The 2,968-nt window shown below is 41.7% G+C and carries 2 protein-coding genes; both read left to right on the forward strand.

Annotated features, from left to right (window positions below; genetic code table 11):
- Nucleotides 1-1,119, forward strand: a 1,119-nt coding sequence (locus G564_RS20545; RefSeq protein WP_037374296.1) for a T9SS type A sorting domain-containing protein, incomplete at its 5' end; no start/stop codon positions are given.
- Between the two features lie 503 nt (nucleotides 1,120-1,622).
- Nucleotides 1,623-2,968: HYR-like domain-containing protein (locus tag G564_RS20550; protein WP_037374298.1), on the forward strand; the 1,346-nt coding region annotated here is incomplete at its 3' end.

Genomic DNA, 2,968 nt, shown 5'->3' on the forward strand with positions numbered 1-2,968 from the left:
GTAATCACGTTAGATGATGATGTTGATATTACAATGCCAGATCAGTTGACTTTAAATTTAACCCCCACAGATGGAACTTGTGCCGGAGGAGAATTGTCGATTTCAGCTGCTGTTACGGGAACTCCTCTAAGTGATTTAGAGATAAGTATAGACGGGGAGCCATATGCAACAGTCACATCCAGTCCTATTAATTTTAGCAGTCTTAGTGCAGGAGAACATACTGTTGTTCTTCGCAGGATTTCAGATATTACTTGTAGTGTTACAAAGAAAGCGACAGTAAATCCACCAACGAATTGCTCACACATCTTCCCGACTAACACGACCTGTCAAATGTACGTGAATGATCCTGACGCCTGGGTGTTGGATGAAGTTTGTGTAACAGTTTCAGGAAGTACTATTACAAATGGAACTCCAGGAGTATTTTTCTTCTATGGTGACATTGTAGCAGGGGAACCAGGTACTACATTTGCTAATGGAAATTATGAAGTTATAATTGAGCAGCAAGTTCCGGGTGGAATGAGTCCATTTGCTCTGGTAAATACTAACAACGTATGGGTTTATGAAAATGGCTGCAGTAAAAGTCTTAAGATAAAAGTTGACCCTCTTCCTGACGGTGATACTAAGGTGACATTCAAAGGGAAAAAAGGAAATTGGTATATAATTTCAGCCAAATACGATGTAAAATCTCTTAATAATACACCTGCTCCTAATGGTACACAGCATTATAGATTTGGAATTCTTAATGCTCCCGCCAGCTACGGGAGCATAGCGGTGAGAGATTGTAGTGCTGCAAGTTCTTCTATCCAGGCTACTTCGATTGAAGAGCCTGTAACGGAAAGTCTGTACGTCGAAGTAGTAGACAACGACATCTCAGTCTATCCAAACCCGTTCAGTGACGTGATCAATGTTAAGTATGACATCAATTATACATCAGATGTGGTCATTGAGATCTTTGACTTTGGAGGTAACTTGTTGAGAACTATAACTGATAAAGGAGTATCCGCAGGATCGGTCACTTCAATCAACGTGGATTTCTCCATTAGTGCAGATCAAATGTATGTATTGAGAGCGAGCACAGATCGTGAGGTCTATGTGAAACTGATTCTTTCAGGTAAATAAAAATTGTAACACTTAAAACTGAAAAGCAGCCCGAAACGGCTGCTTTTTTATGAGCCTTCTAAAAATTTTTAGGTCTCAAAAGGTGGTGTTAAGAAAGAATTTTTATGGAAAAAACAAATTTTATCCTGTAAAAGCTGCATTTCATCTAAAAGAACTGGTTTTTAACAAAAATTTCTGATAATCAGATATTTACCTGCTAATATTTATTTTACATTTAAGCTAACTTTAATAAGTCGAAGTTGATTCTTACAAGGCACACCCTGGGATTTTTACTTCAAATTATTATTACTTGTCTTTCCCCCACATATAATGGATTATTCCCCTGCAGTAAAGACAATGTCTTTAGAGCCTGACAGTCCCATCCCCCGGGGCTGATGATTTGCCTCCCTCGTTGAATTTTTACATAATAAATTTCTAAAAATCTGCTTTTGCAGTAGTTCGCCCTGTACCTACCTTTCTTTTCCATCTTTTGTTGGCAATCATTCTAACCAAAATTATTAATTATGAAAGATGATACTTTTTGTCCGGAGAATCGCCGGACTACCAATTCCCTGTCCCGAACCCGGGAACGAAACGGAAATTCCATGATCAATGGCCTTTCCGGCTTTCTCCTTATCCTACTTTTGTTCTTTCTCCCACCTCAGGAGTTACAGGCACAATGTGAATCCTCTCCGGCTATTTGTCAGCCGGATATGCTAAATGGACATGGACCCGATCCCTGTGATGCCAAAGTTTACTGTTCCAACAGTGGGGCGGTAGAATCCGGTCTTATAAGCTGTACTAATGCAGCAGATACAGATGGATGTGGGATCGAAGCCGATGACCCTCAAATAGGACTTTACGATGCAGACGCAGCTGCCCAATACGACCATCTGTTTGATGGAAGTGGATGTGAGACCGGAAACTATCTTCAATGGATGGTTTTTGCGACTCCTCCTAATGTCGACGGTACAAAAATTCAGGGCGTAGGTGCATCTGACTCCTGGTTCCTGTTTCATGCCGGCTCTTTTACCGATACTGCAGGGGATATGCAAAGTATCGCCGAGCGGCTTGCAGATCCAATAGCATGTCAGGCAGATTTTGAACTTATTGCCTGCAGCGACGCTAACCAATATGAGGAATGGACTAATGATAATGCCGTACTGGGAGACGATGTTTATAATGTATATTATATCGCTTTTTTCTATGATAAACCCACAAACGGATCCCTTAACTTTAAAGTAAAAGAGTGTGAATATGAATGTCCTGCATTCGTTTTTAACTGTCCAACAGACGTTATTGAAGAGTCCTGTCAATCCCAGGCCGATATCGACCTGGCTTTTGGGGACTTCCTTGACGATTTCTACGCAAGTGGTGGATGGAACAGTAGTGTGGAATGGTTTGTAGATGGGCAATCAGTGGGAATGACAAAACCGGGATTAGATCTTGCACCAGATGAGTGCGGTGGTTCCGTGACCATTGGTTATACTATAACAGATGACTGTAATGAACCTTACTCCTGTGAAGCAACCTTTACGGTGATTGACCAAATGGGTCCGGTAGCACCTTTGGATGGCGGCTCAACTGTAGCTTGTTTGTCTGAAGCAGTACCACCTGTTCCGGCTACTGTGACAGATGAATGTGGAGTGGAACTAAGTCCCGTTGGACCTGTAATCACAGATGAACCCGATCCTTTGACTTGCGAAGGAACCCGTACCTATCAGTATTCTTATTCTGATGACTGTGGGAATACAGTTTACTGGTCCTATGTGTACACCATCGAGTACGAACCATTCACTATTGAAGATATGAATGGATCTGAAACTGTAGCCTGTGAGGCAGATGCCGACGGTGTTGGTATCACCCTTCC

The organism is Salinimicrobium xinjiangense DSM 19287, assembly GCF_000423585.1.
GTDB classification, from domain to species: domain Bacteria; phylum Bacteroidota; class Bacteroidia; order Flavobacteriales; family Flavobacteriaceae; genus Salinimicrobium; species Salinimicrobium xinjiangense.